Annotated in this window: 16 protein-coding genes; 12 read left to right on the top strand and 4 right to left on the bottom strand. The window is 71.1% G+C overall.

Annotation, left to right across the window (positions count from 1 at the left end; genetic code table 11):
* Positions 1-26: 26 nt before the first annotated feature.
* Entirely contained in the window at positions 27-1,037 is a 1,011-nt protein-coding gene (locus tag IEX69_RS05120) for a TerC family protein (protein ID WP_085020016.1), read from the top strand.
* A 31-nt stretch (positions 1,038-1,068) separates the two neighbouring features.
* Here the strand turns inward: IEX69_RS05120 and IEX69_RS05115 are convergent, their stop codons facing one another.
* Positions 1,069-2,022 carry a putative endonuclease domain-containing protein gene (locus IEX69_RS05115; RefSeq protein ID WP_085020015.1) on the bottom strand — a complete coding sequence of 318 codons (954 nt, stop codon included), beginning with the start codon at positions 2,020-2,022 and terminating at the stop codon, positions 1,069-1,071.
* Positions 2,023-2,336: 314 nt separating this feature from the next.
* Between IEX69_RS05115 and leuC the strand changes: the two genes are divergently transcribed.
* Genes leuC through IEX69_RS05085 form a run of 6 tightly spaced genes read left to right on the top strand, consistent with a single transcriptional unit; the run spans position 2,337 to position 8,875 of the window.
* Positions 2,337-3,785: a 3-isopropylmalate dehydratase large subunit gene (leuC, locus tag IEX69_RS05110; RefSeq protein ID WP_085020014.1), complete on the top strand. Its 1,449-nt coding sequence runs from the start codon at positions 2,337-2,339 to the stop codon at positions 3,783-3,785.
* A gap of 2 nt (positions 3,786-3,787) precedes the next feature.
* On the top strand, positions 3,788-4,384 hold the full coding sequence (gene leuD / locus IEX69_RS05105) for a 3-isopropylmalate dehydratase small subunit (RefSeq protein WP_085020013.1): 597 nt from the start codon (positions 3,788-3,790) through the stop codon (positions 4,382-4,384).
* A 59-nt stretch (positions 4,385-4,443) separates the two neighbouring features.
* Positions 4,444-5,814 (top strand): UDP-N-acetylglucosamine 1-carboxyvinyltransferase, encoded by a 1,371-nt coding sequence (gene murA / locus IEX69_RS05100; RefSeq protein ID WP_085020012.1) that lies wholly within the window; start codon positions 4,444-4,446, stop codon positions 5,812-5,814.
* A 28-nt stretch (positions 5,815-5,842) separates the two neighbouring features.
* Positions 5,843-6,745, top strand: coding sequence for a lysophospholipid acyltransferase family protein (locus IEX69_RS05095; protein WP_085020011.1), 903 nt, complete (start codon positions 5,843-5,845; stop codon positions 6,743-6,745).
* A complete protein-coding gene (locus IEX69_RS05090; protein ID WP_229756233.1) occupies positions 6,742-7,884 on the top strand; it encodes an NAD(P)H-dependent glycerol-3-phosphate dehydrogenase in 1,143 nt (380 codons plus the stop codon). Before IEX69_RS05095 ends, IEX69_RS05090 begins: the two co-directional genes overlap by 4 nt.
* Complete coding sequence (locus IEX69_RS05085; RefSeq protein WP_085020010.1) at positions 7,784-8,875, top strand: D-alanine--D-alanine ligase family protein; 1,092 nt, start codon at positions 7,784-7,786, stop codon at positions 8,873-8,875. The genes IEX69_RS05090 and IEX69_RS05085 overlap by 101 nt, the downstream gene beginning before the upstream one ends.
* Positions 8,876-8,967: 92 nt before the next feature.
* On the opposite strand, the gene IEX69_RS05080 is transcribed toward IEX69_RS05085, so the two are convergent.
* A complete protein-coding gene (locus tag IEX69_RS05080) occupies positions 8,968-9,453 on the bottom strand; it encodes a DUF3515 family protein (RefSeq protein ID WP_085020009.1) in 486 nt (161 codons plus the stop codon).
* Between the two features lie 24 nt (positions 9,454-9,477).
* On the opposite strand from IEX69_RS05080, the gene IEX69_RS05075 reads away from it, so the two are divergent.
* The gene (locus tag IEX69_RS05075; protein ID WP_085020008.1) at positions 9,478-10,638 is read left to right on the top strand and encodes a thiamine-phosphate kinase; all 1,161 of its coding nucleotides are present in this window, start codon (positions 9,478-9,480) and stop codon (positions 10,636-10,638) included.
* Between the two features lie 25 nt (positions 10,639-10,663).
* Here IEX69_RS05075 and rsmD read toward each other — a convergent pair whose 3' ends face one another.
* A complete protein-coding gene (rsmD, locus tag IEX69_RS05070) occupies positions 10,664-11,230 on the bottom strand; it encodes a 16S rRNA (guanine(966)-N(2))-methyltransferase RsmD (protein WP_085020007.1) in 567 nt (188 codons plus the stop codon).
* Positions 11,231-11,329: 99 nt separating this feature from the next.
* On the opposite strand from rsmD, the gene IEX69_RS05065 reads away from it, so the two are divergent.
* The 4 genes from IEX69_RS05065 (at position 11,330) to IEX69_RS21160 (ending at position 17,089) form a co-directional block, all read left to right on the top strand.
* Positions 11,330-13,543 (top strand): ATP-dependent DNA helicase RecG, encoded by a 2,214-nt coding sequence (locus IEX69_RS05065; protein WP_085020006.1) that lies wholly within the window; start codon positions 11,330-11,332, stop codon positions 13,541-13,543.
* Positions 13,544-13,617: 74 nt separating this feature from the next.
* Complete coding sequence (gene coaD / locus IEX69_RS05060) at positions 13,618-14,112, top strand: pantetheine-phosphate adenylyltransferase (RefSeq protein WP_085020005.1); 495 nt, start codon at positions 13,618-13,620, stop codon at positions 14,110-14,112.
* Positions 14,113-14,151: 39 nt separating this feature from the next.
* Positions 14,152-15,717, top strand: a complete 1,566-nt coding sequence (locus tag IEX69_RS05055; RefSeq protein ID WP_157127195.1) for a TolB family protein — start codon at positions 14,152-14,154, stop codon at positions 15,715-15,717.
* Between the two features lie 148 nt (positions 15,718-15,865).
* Positions 15,866-17,089: a coenzyme F420-0:L-glutamate ligase gene (locus tag IEX69_RS21160; RefSeq protein WP_308420477.1), complete on the top strand. Its 1,224-nt coding sequence runs from the start codon at positions 15,866-15,868 to the stop codon at positions 17,087-17,089.
* A 51-nt stretch (positions 17,090-17,140) separates the two neighbouring features.
* Here the strand turns inward: IEX69_RS21160 and yidC are convergent, their stop codons facing one another.
* Positions 17,141-17,890, bottom strand: coding sequence for a membrane protein insertase YidC (gene yidC, locus IEX69_RS05045; RefSeq protein ID WP_085020003.1), 750 nt, complete (start codon positions 17,888-17,890; stop codon positions 17,141-17,143).
* Between the last annotated feature and the right edge of the window lie 83 nt (positions 17,891-17,973).

The following is a 17,973-nucleotide window of genomic DNA, read 5'->3' as shown; positions in this document are numbered from 1 at the left end:
CGCGCGACGCCATCCGAAAGGCCCCCGTGCTCCAGCTCCCGCTCGGCTTCGAGATCGCCTCGCTCATCGCGCTCGTGCTGATCCTGGCCGCCGATCTCTTCCTCGCGTACAAGCGACCGCATGTGCCGAGCGTGAAGGAGGCGACCCTGTGGGTCGTCTTCTACGTCGCGCTCGCCCTGGTGTTCGCCGGTCTCATGCTGATCTTCGGGGATGCGGAGCACGCGGGGCAGTTCCTGGCCGGCTGGCTGACGGAGTACAGCCTGTCGATCGACAACCTGTTCGTCTTCATCGTGATCATGTCGCGCTTCTCGGTGCCGAAGAGGTACCAGCAGGAGGCGCTGATGGTGGGCATCATCATCGCGCTCGTGCTGCGCGGCATCTTCATCCTCGTGGGTGCGCAGCTCATCGAGACGCTGTCGTGGATCTTCTACATCTTCGGCGCGTTCCTGCTCTTCACCGCCTGGCGGCAGGCGTTCGGGCATGAGGACGAGGGGGACGGCGAGAACGGCCTGGTGAGGTTCCTCCGCAAGCGCATCGCGCTCTCGCCCGACTTCGACGGGGCCAAGGTGCGTACCACGCTCGGCGGCAAGCGGGTGTGGACGCCGATGATCATCGTCTTCATCGCCCTCGGGTCGACGGACCTGCTCTTCGCGCTCGACTCGATCCCCGCGATCTTCGGCATCACGCAGAGCCCCTTCATCGTCTTCACCGCCAACGTGTTCGCGCTGATGGGCCTGCGGCAGCTCTACTTCCTGCTCGGCGGCCTCCTCGAGAAGCTCGTGTACCTCAAGTACGGGATCGCGTTCATCCTCGCCTTCATCGGCGTGAAGCTCGTGCTGCACGCCCTGCACGAGAACGAGCTCTTCTTCATCAACGGCGGTCACCCGATCGAGTGGGCCCCCGACATCGGCACCTGGACGAGCCTCGCCGTCATCGTCGGCGCCATGGCCGTCGCCACCGTCGCCTCCCTCCTCCGCATGCGCGCCGACTCCCGCCGCCCCCGCACCCCCGTGGACTCCTCCCCCTCCTCCTCGTAGCGCGCGGCTTTGTCCAGGTTTCCGTCGCGAATCAGCGATTTCGCGACGGAAACCTGGACAAAGCCCGGGCTGCGGGCGCACACCCTGCGGACGCCAGAGCGCGGGCTACCGCCAGCGCGGCGGGGAGCGCGTCGTTCGCCAGGCCCGACTTGCGGATGCGGACCACCTCGCGGCCGGTTCGGCGGACGGCGTCGAGGCGCACCATGTCCTTCTCGTACTGCTGCGTGCTCGTCCGGTGCTGGTCACCGTCGTACTCGACCGCCACGCCGAAGGCCGGATAGTCCATGTCGAGGCGCGCGACGAACGCGCCCGCCGGCGTCCGCAGCACGCTGCCGAGTACGGGTTCCGGGAGACCGAACCTCCGGATCGCCAAGCGGACCAGCGTCTCGGGGCGCGACTCCGCACCCTGCCGCAGGAGGACGGCGGCCTTCGTAGCCTTACCGGCCCCGTGCGAGCGGCTGTCGGTGAGGCGACGGCGGAGCTCGTCGATCGTCGTGAAGGGGCGGCCGGGCTCAGCGAACGCCGGTTCGAGGATGAGATGGTCGCCGACCGCGACGAGGTCGTCGAGCCGCAGCAGAGTGGCGGCCTGCAGGAAGGCGGACGCCGCATCCGCTACTCGTAGCCCTCGCAGAACGATGGGGGCTATCTCGTTGTCGCTCAGCCGATGACCCTCGATGCCCTCTCGTCCCGGCCCCTTGGCGGGCACGATCGCGCTGACGTGAAGGGCGGCGGTCGCGTTCGCGGGAAGCGGGGCACCCCAGAGGTACGCCGCGGTGGTGTGGCTGAAGAAGTGCTCCGGGTGCGTGCGGGTCGCGTAGGCGACGCATCGGTCGCGGAGCGACTGCGGCGGGGCGGTCATCCGCACACCGGAGAACGGCCGCACCAGGTCGCGCCCCCGCAGGCGCCCTTCGCCGACGCCGAGCGCCTGCGCTCCACGTACGGAGAAGGCAGCGGCGAGCTCGGACGGAAGTGCGCGGTGTCTCATCGCGCCAGTGTGGCCGCGCGCCGCCGGTCCCGCGGCGGCCCGGCCGATCCAGTGGGATCCGTGCCCACCCAAGCGCCCTGTGCGGGAGCCGGGCTTTGTCCAGGTTTCCGTTGCGAAATCGTGAAAACGCGACGGAAACCTGGACAAACCCCGGCGGGCGGAGAACGCGAGGGGCGGGGAGGAGGGTGGTAGAGTGCAGGGGTGTTCGGGCGGCTCCTTCTTGAGTGCCGCGACGAGTCCTCGTTCTGAAGGCCCACCTCGTCGCGGAGTGTTCGCGTGGCCGAATCCGCAGAACCCGCTAGAAGGATGAGTCAATGAACGACAGCCGACCCCGCACGCTGGCCGAGAAGGTCTGGGACGCCCACCTGGTGAAGAAGGGTGAGGACGGCACGCCCGACCTCATCTACATCGACCTCCACCTCGTCCACGAGGTGACCAGCCCGCAGGCGTTCGACGGCCTGCGCGCGGAGGGCCGCCCGGTCCGCCGCCCCGACCTCACGATCGCCACCGAGGACCACAACACCCCCACGCTGAACATCGACCAGCGCATCGCCGACGACACCAGCCGCACGCAGATCGAGACGCTGCGCCGGAACGCCAAGGAGTTCGGGATCCGCCTGCACTCGCTGGGCGACGTCGAGCAGGGCATCGTGCACGTGGTGGGCCCGCAGCTGGGCCTGACGATGCCCGGCATCACCGTGGTCTGCGGCGACTCCCACACCTCCACGCACGGCGCCTTCGGTGCGATGGCCTTCGGCATCGGCACGAGCGAGGTCGAACACGTGCTCGCCACGCAGACCCTGCCGCTGAAGCCCTTCAAGACCATGGCGATCACTGTCGAGGGCACGCTCAAGCCGGGCGTCACGGCGAAGGACATCATCCTCGCCGTCATCGCCAAGATCGGCACCGGCGGCGGGCAGGGCTACGTGCTCGAGTACCGCGGCTCCGCGATCCGCAGCCTCTCCATGGAGGGGCGCATGACGATCTGCAACATGTCGATCGAGGCCGGTGCCCGCGCGGGGATGGTCGCTCCCGACCAGACGACGTTCGACTACGTCCAGGGCCGCCCGCACGCCCCGCAGGGCGCCGACTGGGATGCGGCGGTCGAGTACTGGAAGACCCTCCCGAGCGACGAGGGCGCCGTCTACGACGCCGAGGTCTTCCTCGACGCGGATGCGCTCGAGCCGTTCGTGACGTGGGGCACCAACCCGGGGCAGGGCGTGAGCCTCTCCGACACCGTGCCGAACCCCGCCGACATCGCCGACCCCAACCAGCGCGCCGCCGCCGAGCGGGCGCTGGAGTACATGGACCTCGAGGCGGGCACCCCGCTGAAGGACGTCCGCGTCGACGCCGTCTTCATGGGCTCCTGCACCAACTCCCGCATCGAGGACCTCCGCGCGTTCGCCGAAATCATCAAGGGCCGCAAGAAGGCCGACGGCGTCCGCGTCATGGTCGTGCCGGGCAGCGCCCGGGTGCGCATCGAGGCCGAGATGGAGGGCATCGACAAGATCGTCGAGGAGTTCGGCGCCGAGTGGCGCTTCGCGGGCTGCTCGATGTGCCTGGGCATGAACCCCGATCAGCTGGCTCCGGGGGAGCGCTGCGCGAGCACGTCGAACCGCAACTTCGAGGGCCGGCAGGGCAAGGGCGGTCGCACGCACCTGGTGTCGCCGGTGGTCGCCGCGGCGACCGCCATCCGCGGCACGCTGTCGAGTCCGAGCGATCTCGAGGATGCGCGTGACAGCGCCGAGCTGGTGGGAGCCTGATCATGGATGCGTTCGCGAAGCACACCGGAGTCGCCGTCCCGCTGAAGCGGTCGAACGTCGACACCGACCAGATCATCCCCGCGGTCTACCTCAAGCGCGTCACCAAGACGGGCTTCGACGACGCGCTGTTCTCCGCCTGGCGGAACGACCCCGAGTTCGTGCTCAACCAGGAGCCGTTCAAGGCGGGCAGCATCCTCGTGGCCGGCCCCGACTTCGGCACGGGCTCGAGCCGCGAGCACGCCGTGTGGGCGCTCCGCGACTACGGCTTCAAGGTGGTGCTCAGCCCCCGGTTCGCCGACATCTTCCGCGGGAACTCGGGCAAGCAGGGCCTGGTCACGGGGATCGTCGACGAGCCCGACATCGAGCGGATCTGGGCGATCATCGACGCCCAGCCGGGCATTGAGATGACGGTCGACCTCGTCGAGAAGACCGCCACGGTCGGCGACTTCACAGTCGGATTCGACATCGACGATTACACTCGGTGGAGACTGCTCGAGGGTCTGGATGACATCGGGCTCACGCTCCGCGATGAGGCGGCGATCACGGAATTCGAGGGACGACGCGACGGTTGGAGACCTCAGACCCTACCCGTGAGATAACGGACGCCACCGCTGGTGGCGGCCGCCACGACCGTCAACAGGCAAGTGCAGGTGAAGCAGTGAACTCTCTCGTCCAGGATGCCCGAGCAGCGGCAGCGCGCGTCGGACTCAAGTCCGACACCATCGTCATCGAAGGCGGTCGACCGCTCCGCGGCTCGATCGACGTCCGCGGGGCCAAGAACCTCGTGACCAAGGCGATGGTCGCGTCGCTCCTCGGCGACGAGAAGAGCATCCTCCGCGACGTCCCCGACATCAGCGACGTCCACGTCGTGATGAGCCTGCTCGGGGCGCATGGGGTGCAGATCACCGGCGACCCCGCCACCGGCGTGCTCGTCCTCGACCCGGCCAACGTGTCGCACGGCGACAGCGCCGAGATCGACGCGCTCTCGGGCTCCAGCCGCATCCCGATCTTGTTCTGCGGCCCGCTGCTGCACCGCCTGGGCCGGGCGTTCATCCCCGACCTCGGCGGGTGCCGCATCGGCGACCGGCCGATCGACTTCCACCTGGATGCGCTGCGCGCGTTCGGCGCGATCGTCGACAAGCTGCCGAGCGGCATCGACATCACCGCTCCGAACGGTCTGCACGCGGCGAAGATCGAGCTGCCCTACCCGAGCGTCGGCGCGACCGAGCAGGTCCTGCTCACCGGCGTGCGCGTGCCCGGCGAGACCGAGCTGAAGAACGCCGCCATCGAGCCCGAGATCATGGACCTCATCGCGGTGCTGCAGAAGATGGGCGCGATCATCTCGGTCGAGCCCAACCGCACCATCCTCATCGAGGGCGTCGACTCGCTGGGCGGCTACAACCACCGCGCGCTGTTCGACCGCAACGAGGCCGCCAGCTGGGCATCGGCGGCGCTGGCCACCGGGGGCTCGATCTTCACGGCCGGTGCGAAGCAGTCCGAGATGATGACCTTCCTCAACGTGTTCCGCAAGATCGGCGGAGCGTTCGACATCGAGGAGGACGGCATCCGCTTCTACCACCCGGGTGGCGACCTCAAGCCCGTCGTGGTCGAGACCGATGTGCATCCCGGCTTCATGACCGACTGGCAGCAGCCGCTCATCGTGGCGCTGACGCAGGCCCACGGCACCTCGATCGTGCACGAGACCGTGTACGAGAACCGCTTCGGCTTCACGGATGCGCTGATCGAGATGGGCGCGAACATCGAGATCCACAAGGAGGGTCTGGCCGACCCCAACCGTCGTGTGCCGCGCCGCGCGCTCGAGCAGGCCGCGGTCATCACCGGCCCGACGAAGCTGCACGGCACCGAGATGGTCGTCCCCGACCTCCGCGGCGGGTTCAGCCACCTCATCGCGGCGCTCACCGCCGAGGGGCAGTCCGTGGTCTCGAACCTCGGGCTCATCGCCCGCGGCTACGGCGACATCGTGAACAAGCTCGAGAAGCTCGGGGCCGACTTCCGCTTCCAGGAGTAGCGGCAGCCGGACCGGTACCCTCGTTCCGATGGCAGCGAAGAAGCCCAAGACCGATCGTGTCGCCGCGTTCCGCGTGATCGCGGTGTTCGTGGTCCCGTTCCTGACGGCGGTGTCGAAGCTCGACATCCGCGGCCGGGAGAACGTGCCCCGCACCGGCGCGTTCGTGCTGAGCCCGAACCACTACAGCAACATCGACCCGCTGATCATGGCGTGGGCGCTGTGGCGGAGCGGTCGGGCGCCGCGGTTCCTCGCGAAGGCCTCGCTGTGGAAGATCCCGGTGGTGCGGTTCGCGCTGGAGAAGAGCGGTCAGATCCCGGTCGAGCGGGCCGGAGCCACCCGGGGCTCCGCGCCGCTGGCCGCGGCGACGCGGCTCGTCGACGAGGATGCCGCCGTCATCGTCTACCCGGAGGGCACGCTCACCCGCGATCCCGACCTGTGGCCGATGCGCGGCAAGACGGGGGCGGCGCGGCTGGCGCTCGAGCAGGGCGTGCCCCTCATCCCGGCGGCGCACTGGGGCACCCAGAAGCTGCTGCCGCGGTACTCGAAGCGGCTGCATGGCGTCCCCCGTAAGCGGATCGAGGTGCTCTTCGGCCCGCCCGTCGACCTCGACGACCTGCGCGGCCGGCCGCTCGACTCGAAGACGCTGAACGAGGCGACCGACCGCATCATGGCGGCGATCACCGCACTGGTCGAGGACCTGCGCGGCGAGACGGCCCCGGCCGAGCGCTGGAACCCCTCCGCGCACGGACAGAGCGAGTTCGGGCGGATGGGCGACGGGCGGGACGGAGCGGCATCGCGTGCCGACCTCTCGGGGACGACCGGCGTCGTCGCGGGCTCAGCAGCGTCCGCCGCCACCGATCCGGGTCCGTCCGCCGCCGATGACGCGCCCGGAGCCCATGACGACGGCGCCACGACCGGGCGCACCGCGTGACGCCGCGCGTCCTGCACGCCGCTCCCGTCCGCCGCCGCGTCACCGTGGTGGGAGCGGGCAGCTGGGGCACCACCTTCGCCAAGGTGCTCGCCGATGGCGGCGCCGAGGTGACGCTCTGGGCGCGCCGGCCGGAGGTGGCCCACGAGATCCGCGAGGCGCACCGGAACAGCGACTACCTCCCGGGTGTCAACCTGCCTCCGCTGGTCACGGCGACCAGCGACCTGGGCGCCGCCCTGGCCGACGCGGAGCAGGTGTTCGTCTCGATCCCGAGCCAGTCGCTGCGCGAGAACCTCGAGGCCATGCGTCCGCTGCTGCCGTCTGCGGTGCCCGTCGTCAGCCTCATGAAGGGCGTCGAGAAGAGCACCGGGCTCCGCATGAGCGAGGTGCTCGAGATCGGTCTCGGGCTCGACGCCGACCGGGTCGCGGTCGCCTCCGGGCCGAACCTCGCCCTCGAGATCGCGAAGGAGCAGCCGACGGCGGCCGTGGTCTCGTCGAGCTCGCTCGAGACGGCGGAGGCGGTGGCCATGGTCGCGCGCAACCGCTACTTCCGCAGCTTCGTGAACACCGACGTCATCGGCACCGAGTTCGGCGGGGTGCTCAAGAACCTCGTGGCCGTCGCCATCGGCATCGTCGACGGCGTCGGCTACGGCGAGAACACGAAGGCCTCGATCATCACGCGGGGTCTGGTCGAGATGACCGACTTCGCCGTCGCCTACGGCGCGCATCCGGAGACCCTGTCGGGGCTGGCGGGCCTCGGCGATCTCATCGCCACCTGCGGATCCCCGCTCTCGCGCAACAACACCGCCGGCCGGCTGCTCGGCCAGGGATACGGCTACGCCGACGTCGTGGCGCAGATGCACCAGACGGCGGAGGGCCTCGCCTCCCTCGCGCCGGTGCTCGCGCTGGCGGCCGAGAAGAACGTGGACATGCCCATCTGCCGTCAGGTCGAGCAGGTGCTGGCCGGTACGCTCGATCCGAAGGACATAGCACCCCACCTGACGACGGACGACTCCGAGCCTGTGGGTGAAAGGACCACGGATGCCCGACAGACTCAGGGTCGCTCTCGTCTTCGGCGGACGATCGAGCGAGCACTCGATCAGCTGCGCCACGGCGGGCGGAGTGCTGGAGGCGATCGATAGGTCGCGCTACGAGGTGATCCCCGTGGGCATCACTCGCGACGGCGCCTTCGTGCTGGAGCAGGACGACCCCTCGCGCTTCGCGCTCGACGCGACACGCCTTCCCGAGGTCGTCGACAACGGCACGCGCATCCAGTGGCCCGACAGCGTCTCCTCCCGCGAGCTGACGGTGACGGAGGCGCGGGGCGCGGCTCCGCGCTCGCTCGGAGCCATCGACGTGGTGTTCCCGATCCTGCACGGCCCCTACGGGGAGGACGGCACGATCCAGGGCCTCTTCGAGCTGCTCGGGCTGCCGTACGTGGGCTCGGGCGTGCTCGCCTCGGCGCTCGGCATGGACAAGCACTTCACCAAGACCGTGCTCGAGAAGGCGGGGATCGCGGTCGCGCCCTGGCAGACCGTGACGGCCCAGCAGTGGGCGTCCTCCGCGTCGTCGGTGACCGCGTCGGCCGAGGCGCTCGGGCTGCCCGTCTTCGTCAAGCCCGCGCGCGCCGGCTCGTCGGTCGGCGTCACGAAGGTCTCCGCGTGGGACGAGCTGCCCGCCGCGATCGACATCGCGCTGCACGAGGACAGCCGCATCCTGATCGAGAGCGCCATCGTCGGGCGGGAGGTGGAGTGCGGAGTGCTCTCCGGCCGCGGGGGAGCGGCGCCCCGCGTGTCGGTGGCGGGCGAGATCGTGATGACCGCGCGCGAGTTCTACGACTTCGAGGCGAAGTACCTCGACGCCCCCGGGGTCGACCTGGTGTGCCCCGCATCCCTCACCGACGACGAGCTGTCGCGCATGCAGGAGCTCGCCGCGCGCGCGTTCACCGCGATCGACGGCGCGGGCCTCGCGCGGGTCGACTTCTTCCTGACGCCGTCGGGCGAGTTCGTCATCAACGAGATCAACACGATGCCGGGGTTCACCCCCATCTCGATGTTCCCCAAGTGCTGGATCGCGAGCGGCGTCTCCTACCCCGCCCTCATCGACGAGCTCCTCGCGCTCGCCCTCGAGTAGCTCCTGCATTTCCACTCTCGTGACCTTTCGCCATGCGCATGCGCGTGGCGAAAGGTCAGGGATGTGGCGAAACGGCGGGTGAGGACGGCGGGTCAGCCGGAGAAGGAGTCGGAGATGTCGGTGCACTTCGCCGTCTGGGGGACGACCTGCACCGCGTTCGTGAGGTCGACGAGCGCCGTCGTGCCTGACACCGCGTCCCCGTTGACGATCACCTCCGTCGTGGGAGTCCGACCGAAGGTCGTGAAGCGGTAGTTCGGAGCGTCGGAGTCGTCGCGCACCCAGTCGATGCCGTTCACGTCCACGCAGGGGAGCGTGGTGGGACCCGTGTCGGCGACGCCGCAGCGCAGCAGCACGGAGGCGGGAGAGCCCCACGCGCCGGTGGCCTGCGCATCCGTCTCGCGCTTGGGCTGGTCGGCGACCGTGTCGGGCAGCCGGACGATCACCTCGGCGCAGCCCGGGTCGGTGGCGTCGGCCGCGGCCTCGAGCGAGACGGCGGGCGTGCATCCGGTGAGGGCGACGACGGCGAGGAGGACTCCGCCGACGAGGGCGGAGACGCGGCGGAGGGGGCGTGCGGACATCGTCGTCAAGGCTACCGTTGAGGCATGTGCCCAGCCCGAAGGTCAGCTGATGACGACGCCCGACGGTCAGCTGAGGACGACGCGCGCGACCTCCCGTCGTCGGGGGCGGACGACGCGCGCGACCTCCCCTCGTCCGACGCGGACGACGCGGCGACGCTCGCCGAGGTCGGGGAGGGCGAGGTCCTCCGCCGGATCTTCCCCCGCCTGCCGCACTCCGCGGCGGAGCTGCTGGGTCCGGGCGACGACTGCGCGGTGCTCGCCGCGCCCGACGGCCGCTTCGTCGTGACCACCGACACGATGGTGCAGGGCCCCGACTTCCGGCTGGCGTGGTCGACCGCCCACGACATCGGGTGGAAGGCGGCGATGACGAACCTCGCCGACGTGGCCGCGATGGGTGCGCGTCCGACCGGGCTGGTGGTCGCGATCGCCGCCCCGCTCGACACCCCGGTCTCGGTCCTGCTGGGGATCGCCGACGGCCTCCGGGAGGCGTGCGTGAGCGCCGCACCCGGGTGCGGGGTGGTGGGCGGCGACCTCTCGACGTCGTCGGCGCTCACGATCGCGGTGACGGCGTTCGGCTCGCTCGACGGCGGCGAGCCGGTGACGCGAGCGGGTGCCCGTCCCGGTGACGTCGTCGCGGTCGCGGGCGAGCTCGGGCTCGCCGGCGCCGGCATCTGGCTGCTCTTCCGCGACGGCACGCACGACGCGGATGCGGACGGCGACTCGATCCCGGATGCGCGGCGGGGCCGCGCCCTCCGCAGGCATCACGGCGCCCTCCTCGAGGCGCAGCTCGCACCGCGCGTCCCGGTCGCGCTCGGCGTGACCGCCCGCGAGGCGGGCGCGACCGCGATGCTCGACGTGTCGGACGGACTGACCCTCGACGCCCGACGTCTGGCTCGAGCGAGCGGATGCACGGTGCGGCTCGACCCTGCGGCGATCGAGCGGGAGGCCGCGGCGCTCCACGCCGTCGATCCGATCGTGGGGGAGCGGGCGAGGGCGTTCGTGCTCTCGGGCGGCGAGGACCACGCGCTCCTCGCGACCTTCCCCGCCTCCGTCCCCCTGCCGGAGGGGTTCCGGCCGCTCGGTGCGGTGACGGCGGGGGAGCCGGACGTGCTCGTGGGCGAGGTGCCCTCCGCGTCGCTCGGCGGCTGGGATCCGTATGCCGACTGGGACGGTCGCGCGGGCTGAGGCCCTACGCCGAGAGGTCACGCCCTCAGGCGCGAGCGGCCCACCAGAGCGTGGTCTCGCCGTAGGAGCGGTCGCGGGTGGGCACGAGTCCCTCCGGCCAGCGGGGCTCGGTCGAGCGGGAGCTCCGCTCGACCAGCACCACCGCATCCGACGCCAGTCGGGGGACGAGCGCCGAGAGCGCCTCGCCGAGCTCCGTCTCGCCGACGTCGTACGGCGGGTCCAGGAACACCACGTCGTACTCGCCCCTCGACGCGGCGAGGTAGCCCGCGACGGTGGACGTGGACACCTCGACCGTCGGCGCGAGCCCCGCGGGCGCAGCACGCCGGACGATCGCCGCGTTCGCCTTCGCCACGCGCGCCGCCGCCTGGTTGCGCTCCACGAGCACGACGTGGGAGGCGCCACGGCTGGCGGACTCGAGGCCGAGCGCGCCCGATCCGGCGTAGAGGTCGAGCACTCGATCGCCGTCGAGCCCGCCACGCGACTCGAGCGCGGAGAAGATCGCCTCGCGGACACGGTCGCTGGTGGGCCGCGTCCCGGACTTCGGCACGGCCAGCGAGAGCGAGCCCGCGAACCCGGCGATGATGCGTGTCACCCTGCGACCCTATGACACAGCGGTGGTGGTGCGTTCCGTCGTCCACAGCACGTCGGGATGCTCTGGGGCGGCGTCACGGGTCGCGCCTAGACTTCTGGCATGCCCCCCCGACCGGTCACGGAGACCGTCACGTCGCCGCCTCGCATCGGGTACTCGCTCGACGCGAAGCTGCCCGGTGTCGTCGGCGATCGCACCGCATCCGCTCTGAAGCGCGCCTTCGGCATGATCACGGTCGCCGACCTGCTCACGCACTACCCGAGGCGCTATGCGCGTCGCGGTGAGCTGACGGCGCTCGCGAAGCTCCCCCTGGGGGAGGACGTCACGATCATCGCGGAGGTGCGCGAGGTGCGCGAGCGCCCCATGCGACAGCGGCGGGGCTCCCTCCTCGAGGTGTCGATCACCGACGGCGAGGGCTTCCTCACGCTCACCTGGTTCAACCAGAAGTGGCGCGCCGATCAGCTTCGGCCGGGTACCCGCGGCATCTTCGCCGGCAAGGTCACCGAGTACCGGGGCAAGGTGCAGCTCGCGCATCCGGATTACCACCTCCTCGACGACCTCCAGCTGGCGGGCGGCGGGAAGGACCTCAAGGAGTGGGCGGAGTCGCCCATCCCGATCTACCCGGCGACGAGCACGGTGGCGTCGTGGCAGATCCAGAAGGCGATGGAGGTCGTCCTCGACGGCATCGGCGAGATCCCCGACCCCGTGCCCGCCGAGGTGCGGGCCGAGCACGGGCTGCTGTCGCTCACCGAGGCGTTCGAGCTCATCCACCGTCCCGAGAAGGACTCCGAGTGGCGGCGTGCGCGCGACGCCCTCCGCTTCCAGGAGGCGTTCGTCCTGCAGACGGCTCTGCTCGCACAGCGGGCGGCCGCGCACAGCGAGCCCGCCACTCCTCGCGCGCCGAAGCCGGGCGGCCTGCTGGAGCGCTTCGACGCGGCGCTTCCGTTCGAGCTGACCGGCGACCAGAAGGCAGTCGGGGCCGACATCGAGCGCGATCTCGGGTCCGACGCCGCCATGATGCGGCTGCTGCAGGGCGAGGTCGGCTCGGGCAAGACGCTCGTCGCCGTCCGCGCCATGCTCGCGGTGGCCGACAGCGGCGGCCAGTCCGCGCTGCTGGCGCCGACGGAGGTGCTCGCCACGCAGCACCTCCGTTCCATCGCGCGGGTGCTCGGGCCGGATCTCTCGGCTCAGCTCATGCCGACGCTGCTCACCGGCCAGATGTCGACCGCGGAGCGCAAGAAGGCGCTGCTGCGCATCGTCACGGGCCAGGCGCGCATAGTGGTCGGCACGCACGCCCTCTTGTCCGAGTCGGTGCAGTTCTACGATCTCGGGTTCGTGGTGGTCGACGAGCAGCACCGCTTCGGCGTCGAGCAGCGCGACACCCTGCGCCGCAAGGGCGCGACCCCGCCGCACGTGCTCGTCATGACGGCCACCCCCATCCCGCGCACGGTCGCGATGACGGTGTTCGGCGACCTCGACGTCAGCGTCATCTCCGAGCTGCCGGCCGGCAGGCAGGGCATCCAGAGCGTCGCCGTGCCCATCGTCGAGAAGCCGGCCTGGGGCACCCGCATCTGGGAGCGCGTGCACGAGGAGCTGGAGCTCGGGCGACAGGCGTTCGTGGTGTGCCCCGCGATCGACGCGAGCGGATCGGCCGAGGAGGACGCCGACGTCGAGGAGCCGCCGGAGGGATCCGCGCCTCCCGCACGCGCGACCGTGCTCGACACGGCGGAGCAGCTGCGGAAGCTGCCCGTGCTCTCCTCCGCTCGCATCGAGGTGCTGCACGGTCGCATGTCCGGCGACGAGAAGGATGCGGTGATGCGCGCCTTCGCCGCCGGCGAGATCGACGTGCTGGTCGCCACCACGGTGATCGAGGTGGGTGTCGACGTGCCGAACGCGTCGGTGATGGTGGTCCTCGACGCCGACCGCTTCGGTGTCAGTCAGCTCCATCAGCTGCGCGGGCGCGTCGGTCGTGGCGGTGTCCCGGGGCTCTGCCTGCTCGTCACGACGGCCGAGCAGGGGACGACGGCGCGGGAGCGGGTGGAGGCCGTGGCCGAGACGCTCGACGGGTTCGCGCTGGCCGAGACCGACCTCGAGCTCCGTCGCGAGGGCGACGTCCTCGGGAGCACGCAGTCCGGCGCCCGGTCGTCGCTGCGGCTCCTGCGCGTGGTGAAGGACGCCGACGTGATCTCCGACGCGCGCGCCGCGGCGGGCCCGCTGGTCGACGCCGATCCCACGCTCGCCGCGCATCCGGCGCTGGCCGCCGCGCTGGAGCGCCGGCTGGCCGAGACCGAGCGGGAGTTCCTCGCCAAGACCTGAGCGCGGCCGTCCGCGGACCCCGTGGGCGGGCCCGCGTTACGTGACGGAAATGCGCGGGTTGATAGCCTGTATACATGAGCAGCGTCGCCGTCGTCCCCGGGTCGTTCGACCCCATCACCCTCGGCCATCTCGACGTCATCGAGCGCGCCGCGCGCGTGTTCGACGAGATCCATGTCGTCGTCGTGCACAACCCCGACAAGCACGCGCTCATCCCGATCGCCCACCGCATCGAGCTGATCGAGAAGTCGCTCGTGGAGCGCCTCGGCGCCATCCCGTCGAACTTCGTCATCACGTCGTGGAGCATGGGCCTGCTCGTCGACTACTGCACGGATGTGGGTGCGACGGCGATCGTGAAGGGGATCCGCTCGCAGATCGACGTCGCGTACGAGACCCCGATGGCGATCGTCAACCGCAACCTGGCGGGCGTCGAGACGATCTTCCTGCTGCCCGATCCGGCGCACGCCCACGTCTCCAGCTCGCTCGTGCGGCAGGTGTCGACGCTCGGCGGCGACGTCACCCCCTACGTCTCGACCGCCGTCGCGGAGTTCCTGAAGCACGCGCTCGATTGAGGTTTGCTCATTCTGCCGTAGTCCGCTACCGTTCTCGGCATGCATGAGAACCTGAGAATTGCTCGCGCGAGCAGGACGCGACGCATCCTCGCCGCGACTGGAGGGATGGCCCTCGTCGGCGGCGCGCTCCTGGGGGTCGTCCTCCCCGCATCCGCCGCCGTTCCCGGGCCCGGACAGATCGTTCCGGTGAGCCTCGAGGATGCCGCGGGCACCGCGTTCCTCCAGCAAGGCCGGGACCCTGCCGTCTCTGCCGACGGGCGCTATGTGGCGTTCGTGTCGGACGACAACCCGAGCAACACCGATCAGATCTTCCTCCGCGATCTGCAGACGGGGGCGATGTCGATCATCTCCCACGCGGCCGATGGAACCCTCGGGAACAAGTTCTCCGAGCAGCCCGAGGTCTCCCGTGATGGGAGGTTCGTCACGTACACCTCGTTTGCGACGAATCTGGCGGCGGGTGTGGATACCCACTCGGTGAAGCAGGTCTATCGCTACGACGTGACGTCGAACTCGTCGACGATGGTCAGCGTCGACGACGCGGCGACTCCCTCCGGCGCGCTGACGGGCGTCACCGATCGCGTCGCGATGTCCGATGACGGCAACCTCATCGCCTTCGTCAGCAACTCGAGCCTCGTCACCGGCGACGTCGTGACAGCCAGCCAGGTCTGGGTGCGCGACATGCAGTCGGAGCAGACGACGCTCGTGAGCCACACCTCGACCGTGACGAACGGCGGGGACGGGGCGTCCGGCGGGCCGGCGATGTCGCCCAACGGCGCCTACATCGCCTGGCACTCCCTGGCCACCGACCTCGATGGAGCGAACGCGGGCGCGCAGCAGATCTACATCAGCTCCGGGGCGGGGACCGTGACGATGGTCTCGCGCCAGCCGGACGGGACGACGCCGGGTGAGCTGGCGTCACGCGATCCCGACGTCGCCGACGACGGGGCCGTGAGCTTCCTCTCGTTCGCGCAGAAGCTCGTCACCCCGTCCCTCACGTCCGGTCGCGAGCAGGCGTACTTCAACTCGGCGGACGCGATCACGACGCTCATCAGCCACGCGGACGGGAAGCCGACCGTCGACGTCTCCGGCGCGGCCTTCGAGGCGTCGATCTCGGGCGACGGGCAGACGGTCCTGTTCACCTCGGAGGCGACCAATGTCACGGCCGACGGAGGCAACGGAGTCCGCCAGCTGTACTCCTGGTCGAGGTCCACCAACGCCTCTCGACTGCTCTCCGTCACCACGGCCGGGACGCTGCCCACTCGGGCGCCCGAGCAGATCGAGCTCGCCTCCGACGGGGTGACGGCGGTCTTCCAGTCGCAGGCCGACGACCTCGTGGCATCGCCCGACTCGGACGAGACCACCCAGGCGTTCGCCGTGTCGACGCTGGCGTCGGTGCCGCCGACGCCCACACCGGACCCGTCGAACGGCGGGTCGAACGGCTCGACCGCGGGTTCGGGTGGCGCGGGCGCGAAGCTCGCCAGCACCGGTGCCGACGTGAGCGGCGCCGGACTCGCGGGCGCCCTCGGTGCGGTGCTGCTCGCGGGAGGTGCCGGAACCGCGCTCCTCCTCCGCCGTCGGGGTGAGCGGGACGCGAGCCGCGGCTGAGTCGAGCGGCTCGACGAGCCGCTGAAGGGCGCGGATGCGCGGTGCGGGAGGCGACAGACTGCCTACACCGCGCATCCGTCTGCGCGTGAGACGCGCACCGCCTCCGCCGGCACCCGACGGCGAGCGGGCCCACGCCTAGACTCGAGGGGTGGAGCAGGACGTGGAGCAGGGCGAGATCCGCGTCATCCCGGTCCCGGGCATCCCCGAGGTGGACGAGGGCGCCGATCTCGCCGCGCTGATCGGCGCGGCGCTCGCGTCGAGCGGGATCACCCTCGAGGACGGCGACGTCCTCGTCGTGACGAGCAAGATCGTGTCGAAGGCGGAGGGGCGGCGCGTCGCGGCGGCCGACCGAGAGGACGCGATCACCGCGGAGACCGTGCGGGTCGTCGCGACGCGACCCTACCCGGGCGGTGTCACCCGCATCGTCGAGAACCGGCAGGGCATCGTGCAGGCGGCCGCGGGCGTCGACGCCTCGAACACCCCGGACGGCACCGTCCTCCTGCTGCCCGTCGATCCCGACGCCTCCGCCCGTACCCTGGCCGCATCGCTCCGCGCCTCCACAGGGGCACGGATCGGCGTCGTGATCACGGACACCCTCGGCAGGGCCTGGCGGGAGGGGCAGATCGATCTCGCCATCGGCGCCGCCGGGGTGAGGGTGTTCGACGACCTGCACGGCAGCCGCGACACGTTCGGACGCGAGCTCCTGGTCACGAAGACCGTGCTGGCCGACGAGCTGGCCTCCGCCGGCGACCTCGTGAAGGGCAAGACGACGGGGGTCCCGGTCGCCGTCGTGCGGGGATTCGACCGCGGTGTGGTCGACGACCTCGACACGCCCGCGCGGGCGATCTCCCGCACCGGCGAGCGCGACATGTTCCGGCTCGGCACCGATGAGGCGATCCTCCTCGGACGCTCCGAGGAGCGCGCCGTCCCCGCCTTCCGGTCCCTCGCGCTCCGGGGATTGCGCACGCCGGACCTCGTCGACGTGGTGGTGCTCCCGCTGCCGCCCGGTACCTCGCACTCCGCGAGCGAGTGGGTCGACGCGGCGTTCGATCGTCGTCCGCCACGGTGGGCGCGGGGCCTGGCGGGCATCGCACCCTTCGATGCGGCGCGGAGCCGGGTCGCCGAGGCTCGCGATCTCCTCGCCGACGAGCTCGGGTCGGAGGTCCTCCTCGTCGCGGACACGCCGGCGGTCGAGGCGAGGCTCGCGCTCGCGGTCGATGCCGAGTCCGGACTCGTGCGTGTGACCACGGCTCTGCGGATGCGCACGGCGGAGGGGCGGGCGCCGGGCCCCGTGGCGCGACTCCTGCACCCGGTCGCCATCCGCATCCTGCTCGCCCGCGCGGCCCGCGCTCTCGCGCGATCCCGCGACTGACCGGCGATCCGCCCGAGCCGGACGCTCGGTCGATCACGGCGCGACTCCCGCTCACACCGGGAGCGCGACCGCGAGGATGGTCCGCTCGACGAGCGTCCACCCCATGCTCGTCGCGAGGTACAGTGCGGCGGCGAGGGGCGCGAGCGCGGCGAACACCACGCTGACGAGCGGCAGCCACGACAGGGCGCGCCCGAACCCCGGCCCACCCGGGAGTCCGACCGCCGCGGAGCTGCCGAGGTCGAGCGTCGCCGTGCGCTGCTGCAGCCGACGGGTCAGGACGACCAGCAGGAGCACCACGGCCACGACGATCCCGCACACCGCCAGTCCGGGCAGCGATCCGGCCCCGGCCGCGGCCACGAGCCCCTGACCGAGGGGAGCGCCGGCGAGGCTGTGCGCGAGGAGCGGATTCGCGTGACCGGCGATCATCGGCAGACTGAAGACCGCGTAGACCACGGCGAGGACGGGCGCCTGAGCCAGCACGGGCAGGCAGCCGGCGAGCGGGGAGGCCTTCTCCGAGGCGTAGAGCGCCGACAGCTCGCGCTCGAGACGCGCCGGATCGGATCGATGCCGCTGCTGCAGCGAACGGATGCGGGGAGCGAGCCGGGCGCGGGTCCGCTGGGCTCGCCGCTGCGAGACGCCCACCGGAACGAGCACGGCGCGGACCAGCAGGGTGACGACGACGATGGCGAGCGCGGCGGCGGAGGCCCCGGCGAGAGGATCGAGCAGCGACGAGAGCTGCTCGATGAGGCGAGAGGCGCCCTCGAGCACGGCGGCGAGGACGGGGATGTCGTAGGGGTTCACGGAGTTCTTCCTGTCGGAGCAGAGGACGGGGTCATCTGGCGACAGAGGATCCGCTCCGCGCAGGGATGCAGGCGGAGCTTCCT

The sequence above is a fragment of the Cnuibacter physcomitrellae genome (genome assembly GCF_014640535.1).
GTDB lineage: Bacteria > Actinomycetota > Actinomycetes > Actinomycetales > Microbacteriaceae > Cnuibacter > Cnuibacter physcomitrellae.
The sequence above is the reverse complement of the archived record's forward strand: the minus strand, read 5'-3'. Positions and strand labels throughout refer to the sequence as shown.

Bases quoted from the DNA above. Each gene is read 5' to 3' on its own strand.
- IEX69_RS05115 (WP_085020015.1), bottom strand. From the start codon at position 2,022: ATGAGACACCGCGCACTTCCGTCCGAGCTCGCCGCTGCCTTCTCCGTA.
- leuC (WP_085020014.1), top strand. From the start codon at position 2,337: ATGAACGACAGCCGACCCCGCACGCTGGCCGAGAAGGTCTGGGACGCC.
- leuD (WP_085020013.1), top strand. From the start codon at position 3,788: ATGGATGCGTTCGCGAAGCACACCGGAGTCGCCGTCCCGCTGAAGCGG.
- IEX69_RS05095 (WP_085020011.1), top strand. From the start codon at position 5,843: ATGGCAGCGAAGAAGCCCAAGACCGATCGTGTCGCCGCGTTCCGCGTG.
- IEX69_RS05085 (WP_085020010.1), top strand. From the start codon at position 7,784: ATGCCCGACAGACTCAGGGTCGCTCTCGTCTTCGGCGGACGATCGAGC.
- IEX69_RS05080 (WP_085020009.1), bottom strand. From the start codon at position 9,453: ATGTCCGCACGCCCCCTCCGCCGCGTCTCCGCCCTCGTCGGCGGAGTC.
- IEX69_RS05075 (WP_085020008.1), top strand. From the start codon at position 9,478: ATGTGCCCAGCCCGAAGGTCAGCTGATGACGACGCCCGACGGTCAGCT.
- IEX69_RS05065 (WP_085020006.1), top strand. From the start codon at position 11,330: ATGCCCCCCCGACCGGTCACGGAGACCGTCACGTCGCCGCCTCGCATC.
- coaD (WP_085020005.1), top strand. From the start codon at position 13,618: ATGAGCAGCGTCGCCGTCGTCCCCGGGTCGTTCGACCCCATCACCCTC.
- IEX69_RS05055 (WP_157127195.1), top strand. From the start codon at position 14,152: ATGCATGAGAACCTGAGAATTGCTCGCGCGAGCAGGACGCGACGCATC.